Here is a 7,209-nt window from a genome sequence, read left to right on the forward strand (position 1 = left end):
CGCCTGGATCGCCCGGCGGGTCTCGTCGGCGCCGGCGTTCGGCACCCGGGCGATCACGGCGCCGGTGGCCGGGTTGGTGACGTCGATGGTGCCGGACCCGGCCTTCGACCATTCCCCGCCGATCAGGCAGGATTCGACCAGGAGGCTTCGGTCCTTCAGGGTGAGCGTATCGGACTCAGGCATTCAACGGTTCCTTCGGCGGCTGCGGCCTGTCCGGCTGAGACAGGGCCGTCCGCGACTTGAGGGGCACGCTCTGGGCCGTATTCCTCGCCTGCGCCTCGGCTTTTGTCTCGAAGACATGCGGAGCCAGATCGCGGCTCGCCAACGAGGCGCCGAGTTTCAATCGCAAGAACGCGCTGGTCGTGTAGCGCGATGCAGTCTCGTAGTACCGGTTCTCCAGATAAGCGATCGCCGAGAAATAGGCATCGCTCACCGTCGGGTCGATCTCGAACCCATCGTAGTTGGCGATCAGGTGGACCTTGCGACCGATTTCCTGGCAGGCGCGCTCGTATTCGCGGCGCACCAGTTCGACGTCGTCGATAGTCCTGACCTGGAAGCCTTCGAGGTTCGAGAACAGAATGTTGCGTTCCCGGTCGTAGCTGATCCGCTCCGACAGGGAGAGTCCGAGGAGCCATGGCTCCAGCCCCATGACGGCGTCGCGGAACAGCCGCGGATCCATGGGTTTCGGGTCCTGCACGATCGGCGTGAATCCCATCTGCCCGAGGATGTCCCGCGCGATGTCGACCCCGGGGGCGACCTCGGCCAGCTCCATGCCGGCCTTGGTCCGGCGGAACACGCAGCGCTCGGTCACGTAGAGCACCGGCTGGCCACGCTCGGCCGCGTAGGCACCCGAGAAGGTCACCTGCTCCACCGCGGCGATGAATTTTTTCGAGCGTCCCTCGGTGACGATCCGGATGCCGTCGCCCTCGACCACCACCTCCAGCCCGTCGGCCGTGAAGGTGCCGGCGAACACCAGGCTCTTGGCGTTCTGCGAGATGTTGATAAAGCCGCCGGCGCCGGCGAGCCTTTTGCCGAAGCGGCTGACGTTGACGTTGCCCTCGGAATCGCATTGCGCGAGCCCGAGGCAGGCGAGGTCGAGGCCGCCGCCGTCGTAGAAGTCGAATTGCTGGTTCTGGTGCAGCACCGCCGCCGGGTTGAGGGCGGCGCCGAAGTCGAGCCCGCCCTGCGGCAGGCCGCCGATCACCCCGGGCTCGGCGGTGAGCGTCAGGTATTTCAGCACCCGCTCTTCGGCGGCCACCGCCGCGACCCCCTCGGGCATGCCGATGCCGAGATTGACCACGCCGCCCGGGGGCAGCTCGAAGGCGCAGCGCCGGGCGATGACCTTGCGGGCATCGAGCGGGATCGGCGGGATCCGGTCGAGAGGCACCCGTTGGCGGCCCGTGAAGGCGTGGTTGTAAGCGGTGCCGTAGGTCTGGCGGTGGTTCTCCGGCTGGCTCAGCACCACGCAATCGACCAGCACCCCCGGCACCTGCACCTCGCGGGGGGCCAGCGAGCCGGCCTCGGCCAAGCGCTCGACCTGGGCGATGACGAAGCCGCCCGAGTTCTTGGCCGCCATGGCGGCGGCGAGGTTGTCGAGGGTGAGCGCCTCGCGCTCCATGGTGATGTTGCCGGCCGGATCCGCCGTGGTGCCGCGGATCAGCGCGATGTTCACCGGAAAGGCCTTGTAGTGCAGCCAGGACTCGCCGCCGAGCTCGACCACGCTGACCAGATCCTCATGGGTGACGGCGTTGAGCTTGCCGCCTTCGAGCCGCGGATCCACGAAGGTGCGCAGGCCGACCTTGGTGATGTGGCCAGGCGTATGCGCGGCGATCTCCCGGTAGAGATGCGACACGACGCCGAGCGGCAGGTTGTAGGCCTCGATCTCGCCGTCGATCGCCATCTTCGCCAGCTTGGGCACCAGCGCCCAGTGACCGCCGACGACGCGACGCACCAACCCCGGGATCGCCAGCCGGTTGAGGCCGCGCTCCTTGCCGTCGCCGGGCGCGGCGGCGAACATCAGCCCGAGCCCATGCGGGCCCTGGCCGGCCTCGAACCGCCGGGCGAGCGCCAGGATTAGCTCGTCCGGCGTGCCGATGCCGACGAACCCCGAGACCGCGACCATGTCGCCGTCCTGCAGGATGGCGAGCGCCTCGTCGGCGCTGACGATCTTGTTCTTCAGGCTGCCCATGCGGTTATCCTCGGAGCCTGGAATCGGACATCATCGCGATCGGAGCACCGGCCGATCCCACCCATCACCCTCATCCTGAGGTGCCGGGCGATCGCAGATCGCTCGGCCTCGAAGGAGCCCTCCAGAGGCCGCTGCGATCCCTGGAGGGCTCCTTCGAGGGCGACGCTGCGCGCCGCCACCTCAGGATGAGGGAGAGATCCGGATCGGCCGACGGTATTGGCCCGCAATGTGGCGCGGGATCCGCGCGTCCTCCCTCCCCCCTCTGCGGGGGAGGGTGGGCCGGCCGTCAGGCCGGATCGGGAGAGGGGAGCGCCGCTGCCGGAAAAGTCGCAACGGAGTTCATATCCACCACCGTCGCGCTGCCCCTCTTGCGGAACCTCGTCCCGGCTTCCCCTGCTTCGCGGGGTACCCTCCACCACAGAGGCAAAAACGTTCACACATCGGCTCTCATAGGGCGCGACGAGCCCCCTCTCCCGTGCGGGAGAGGGTTGGGGTGAGGGATGCGACCTGTCCGGAAGACCCTGATCCCTCACCCTGTCCCTCTCCCGCACGGGAGAGGGGACCCGCGCTTCATCCGGCGCGCGTATTGCCCCGCCCGACGTGCGAATCCGCGAGCCCGCGGAGGGGGGAGGGGGACAAGCAGCGCGCCTCTCATCCACGAACGTGCACCCGGCAGCTCTCCTGTCGCGGCGCATCACCCTACCCACGCGCACCCAGCCAGTCGGCGATGCCGGAGCCCAGCAACTTCTGCGCCTTGCCGCCGACGAAGACGCCGACATGGCCGCCAGGCAGGCCGAGCTCCGTGTAGTCGTCGGTGCCGATCTTGTCCTTGAGCGCCTGTGACGTCGCCGGCGGGATGATGTGGTCGTCCTGGGCGAAGACGTTCAGCACCGGGCAGGCGATCCGTTTCAGGTCGACCGTGCGGCCGCCGAGCACGAAGGCGCTCTGGACCAGCTTGTTGTCCTGGTAGAGATCCTTGAGCCATTGCTTGGCCGCCTCGCCCGGATGGTCCGGCCGGTCGGCGATCCACTTCTCCATGCGCAGGAAGTTCAGGAACTTCTTCTTGTCGTCGAGGGCGTCGAGCAAGTCGAGATTGTACTTCGTCATGGTCCGCATCGGCGTCATCATCGAGAACACCGAGCCCATGAACGCCCCGGGCAGCGAGCCCTGCGCGTCGATCAGGCGGTCCACGTCTTCCGGCGACAGGGAGCGGGTCCAGACGTTGATGAAGCCGTGGCCAGCCCGGGACTCGCGGGTGTCGGCGTGGAAGTCGATCGGCGTGATGGTCAGCACCATCGCGTTGACGCGCTCCGGGTAGAGCGCCGCGTAGCAGGTCGTGAAGACGCCGCCCTCACAGATCCCGAGCAGGTTGATTCTCTCGCGGCCGGCGGCCTCGCCGATGAAGGCGACACACTCGGCCAGATAGTCGTCGACGTAGTCGTCGATGGTGACGTACCGATCGGCCCGGCCGGGATTGCCCCAATCGACCACGTAGAGGTCGAGGCCGAGATTGAGCAGGTTGCGGACCAGCGAGCGGTCCTCCTGCAGGTCGGCCATCGTGTAGCGGCCGATCAGCCCGTAGACGATCAGCACCGGCGGCAGGCCCTTACTCTCGGCGAGCGGTCGGTAGCGGTAGAGCGAGACCTTGTCCTGGCTCCAGACCAGGTCCTTGGGCGTGGTGGCGATCTGCACGTCGGCGTCGCGCACGTCCGAGAACAGCTTGGCGCCCGCACTGATCCGCCGGCCGAGTTCGGCGACTTCGGCCATCATCTCTGCGGGGTTGAGCGGGAGCGGCGCAGTCGGAGCCTTCGGGGCGGCCCGGTCCGTTCCACCCTTGTCGGCCCTGCCTCCGCCAGCCATGCCCCCGTCACCCATGCCCTCATCAGCCATGCGCGTCCTCCGTTGCCGGCGCGGCGGCGCCGTTGGTCCTGGAGACCCGGGCAGCCTCCCGGCGCTCGCGGCGCAGGGCCCGGACCTCCCGGCGCAGCTCGGTCAGGCTCTTGTGCACGTCGTCGAGCTCGGCCCGGGTCGGCTGCCCGTAGAAATCCGACAGGAAGGCCGAGAGGTCCTGCTGGGCGAGCCGCAGGTCGGTCGAGGCCTTCAGCACCACCCGCTGCGAGGCCAGGAACGCCTCGGAGCGCTGGACCTCCAGCAGAACCGCGTTGGCGGTCTCGGTCCAACGGGTCATCATCTCGCGGGCGGAGCTGAAGCCCTCGCCGCGCTCCGCACGGTCATTGGCCTCCTTGGCGAAGGTGCCGGCCGCCCGGGTCCAGGCATCCAGCATCACCGCCTGGTGTTCGGCCTGCGCCCGCCGCAACGCCGCCCAGGCCGTGAACAACGCGCCGTAGCGCCGCTCGGTCTGCCACAGGTCGGCGAGTTGGGGCCCCTCGGACATCCGCGTCAGAGCCGCGTCGAACTCGGCCGAGCCGCCGAGCCAGGCCTGTGGATCGAAGATCCGCGCCAGCACCGCTCCGGCGGTCGAATCCGGCGCTCCGGCGCCCCCCTGCAGCGATGCGGTCAAAGTCTGCGACAGGGCGGTCGCCGAAGCCCAGGCCTGGGCGAGATGACTCTGCGCCGTGGCGAGGCTGGAGAGATCGGTCTGCGGCGGGGTCGGCCACGAGAAGCCCGGTGCGGCCCCGGGGGCGAAGAAGCCGGCGCCGGCACGGGTCCAGAACTCGCCCATCGCCTTGAACGCGTCGAACTGATCCATGACGGCGCACCTCCTCGCGGTTCTCCGGCCTCCTTGGCGGGCCGGTTGTCGGGCCGTTCAGGCGGCGGGGCGCGCTTCGCCGAGCGCCTCGCTGTAGATCGCGTAGGCGTCGTCGTAGGTGACCTCGCGCGGGTTGTTCACCAGAAGCCGCGTCTGCTTCATCGCGTCGGTAGCCATCCGCTCCAGATCTTTTTGGGCCACGCCGACCTCCGCGAGCGAGGCCGGGACATTGCAGTCGCGGCAGATCGCGTCGAGGCTTTCGACGAAGCGGGCGGCGGCCTCGGCCGGCGGGAGATCGGCCGCCGCCGGATCCAGGATCGGTGCCAGCTCGGCGTAGAGCGCCTCCGCGTGGGACAGGTTGAAGCGCATCACCCCCATCAGCACCAGGGCGTTGGAGAGCCCGTGCGGCACGTGGAAGATCGCGCCGACCGGATAGGCCAGCGCGTGCACCGCCGCCACCGGGGCGTTGGCGAAGGCCATGCCGGCGAGCATCGAACCCAGCAGCATCCCCGAGCGCGCCTCGAGGTTGCGGCCGTCCGAGCAGGCGGTGCGGATGTTGGCCGAGAGCAGGGCCAGGGCCTGCTTGGCGAGCTGATCCGAGATCGGGTTCTTCTTGTTCTTGCTGGTGAACGCCTCGATGGCGTGGACCATGGCGTCGATGCCGGTGGCCGCGGTGACGTGGGCCGGCAGGCCCAGGGTCAACTCGGGATCGAGCACCGCCCAGTCAGGCAGGAGTTTCGGCGCGACGACGCCCTTCTTCTCGGTGGTCGGCGTCGTGACGATCGAGATCGGCGTGACCTCGGAGCCGGTCCCGGCGGTGGTCGGCACCAGGATCAGCGGCAGCCGGTCACCCTTGGCCAAGCCGACGCCGTAGATCGAATCGAGCGGCTCGTCGGACTTCGCCAGGTAGGCCACCAGCTTGGCGGTATCGAGCGCCGAGCCGCCGCCGATCGACAGGACGAGGTCGGTGCCGAGTTCCCGGGCGCGCTTGGCCGCCGCCTCGATCACCGTGGAGGGCGGGTCGGCGACCACGTCCTCGTAGACGTCGATGGCGATGCCGGCCGCCGCCAGCGCAGCCTCGGCGGCCTCGGTCAGGCCGGCCTTGCGCACGCCCTTGTCGGTGACCAGCAGGACGCGCTTGGCCCCGAAGGTGGCGACGATCTCCGGAAGTTTCTTCGAGGCGCCAGCCTCGAACAGCACGTTCGGGGTTGTCTGGAAGGTGAACGGATTCATCGCGCTGTCCTGTTGTCGAGCCGGGATCGAATCGGAGCCTATTCTACTCGGCCGGCTCGAAATCCTTCACCTTTTCGCGCAACTCCTCGACCAGCACGCGGGTGTTCTCCGAATAGTCGATCGGCACCGCGACGAGGTGGACGCCGCCCTCGGCGAAAGCGCGGTCCAGGGTCGGAACGAGGTCGTTGACGGCTTCGACCCGGTGGCCCTTGGCGCCGTAGGCCTGGGCGTAGAGCACGAAATCCGGGTTGCCGAAGGTCATCCCGTAATCGGCGAACTTGTCGACGGCCTGCTTCCAGCGGATCATGCCGTAGGCCGAGTCGTCGAGGATCAGCACGACCAGGTTGAGCTTGAGCCGAACGGCGGTCTCCAACTCCTGGCTGTTCATCATGAAGCCGCCGTCGCCGCACACCGCCATGACGCGGCGGTTCGGGTAGAGCATCGCCGCCATCATGGCGGAGGGCAGCCCCGCGCCCATGGTGGCGAGGGCGTTGTCGAGCAGCAGCGTGTTGGCGACGTAGGTGCGGTAGTTCCGGGCGAACCAGATCTTGTACATGCCGTTGTCGAGGCACACGATCCCGTCCTCCGGGATCACCCGCCGGACGTCGCGCACCAGACGCTGCGGCGTCACCGGGAAGCGGTCCTCGCCCGCCCGGTCGGCGATGTGGTCGAGGATGTGCTCGCGCAGGTGCAGCAGGGCGCCGGCGTTGGGCAGCTTACCCTCCAGCTTGTCGGCGAGCAGCTTCAGGGTCGGCCCGAGGTCGCCGACCACCTCTGCGTCTGGGTAGTAGACCTGCTCGACGTTGGCCGGCATGTAGCCGATGTGCAGCACCTTCTGGTCGGCCTGGCCCATGAAGAAGGGCGGCTTCTCGATCGTGTCGTGGCCGATCGCGATGATCAGGTCGGCCTTGTCGATCGCCTCGTGGACGTAGTCGCGCTCGGACAGCGCCGCGGTGCCCATGTAGAGGCTGGTGCCGCTGGCGACCGTGCCCTTGCCCATCTGAGTGGTGAAGAACGGGATCTGGGTGCGCCGGACGAAGCCGCCGAGGTCGCCGGTGGCGCGCGGGCGGCTGGCGGC

Annotated in this window: 5 protein-coding genes and 1 pseudogene; all 6 read right to left on the reverse strand. The window is 68.7% G+C overall.

Annotated features, from left to right (window positions below):
* Positions 1-183, reverse strand: a pseudogene (locus tag FV228_RS16175) (succinate-semialdehyde dehydrogenase (NADP(+))); the annotation flags it as partial.
* Positions 176-2,188 carry an acyl CoA:acetate/3-ketoacid CoA transferase gene (locus FV228_RS16180; RefSeq protein ID WP_147855563.1) on the reverse strand — a complete coding sequence of 671 codons (2,013 nt, stop codon included), beginning with the start codon at positions 2,186-2,188 and terminating at the stop codon, positions 176-178. The gene FV228_RS16180 and the pseudogene FV228_RS16175, both read right to left, overlap by 8 nt.
* Before the next feature lie 699 nt (positions 2,189-2,887).
* Positions 2,888-3,958 (reverse strand): class III poly(R)-hydroxyalkanoic acid synthase subunit PhaC, encoded by a 1,071-nt coding sequence (gene phaC, locus FV228_RS16190; RefSeq protein WP_147855567.1) that lies wholly within the window; start codon positions 3,956-3,958, stop codon positions 2,888-2,890.
* A 112-nt stretch (positions 3,959-4,070) separates the two neighbouring features.
* Positions 4,071-4,898 (reverse strand): poly(R)-hydroxyalkanoic acid synthase subunit PhaE, encoded by an 828-nt coding sequence (locus FV228_RS16195; RefSeq protein WP_147855565.1) that lies wholly within the window; start codon positions 4,896-4,898, stop codon positions 4,071-4,073.
* A 57-nt stretch (positions 4,899-4,955) separates the two neighbouring features.
* Complete coding sequence (locus tag FV228_RS16200; RefSeq protein ID WP_147855566.1) at positions 4,956-6,131, reverse strand: iron-containing alcohol dehydrogenase; 1,176 nt, start codon at positions 6,129-6,131, stop codon at positions 4,956-4,958.
* Positions 6,132-6,174: 43 nt separating this feature from the next.
* On the reverse strand, positions 6,175-7,209 hold a 1,035-nt coding region (locus FV228_RS16205; protein ID WP_246693924.1), incomplete at its 5' end, for a thiamine pyrophosphate-dependent enzyme.

This window comes from Methylobacterium sp. WL18 (genome assembly GCF_008040015.1).
Lineage (GTDB): Bacteria > Pseudomonadota > Alphaproteobacteria > Rhizobiales > Beijerinckiaceae > Methylobacterium > Methylobacterium mesophilicum.

Excerpts from the sequence above, each read along its gene's own strand:
- FV228_RS16180 (WP_147855563.1), bottom strand. The coding sequence starts at position 2,188 with ATGGGCAGCCTGAAGAACAAGATCGTCAGCGCCGACGAGGCGCTCGCC.
- phaC (WP_147855567.1), bottom strand. The coding sequence starts at position 3,958 with ATGATGGCCGAAGTCGCCGAACTCGGCCGGCGGATCAGTGCGGGCGCC.
- FV228_RS16195 (WP_147855565.1), bottom strand. The coding sequence starts at position 4,898 with ATGGATCAGTTCGACGCGTTCAAGGCGATGGGCGAGTTCTGGACCCGT.
- FV228_RS16200 (WP_147855566.1), bottom strand. The coding sequence starts at position 6,131 with ATGAATCCGTTCACCTTCCAGACAACCCCGAACGTGCTGTTCGAGGCT.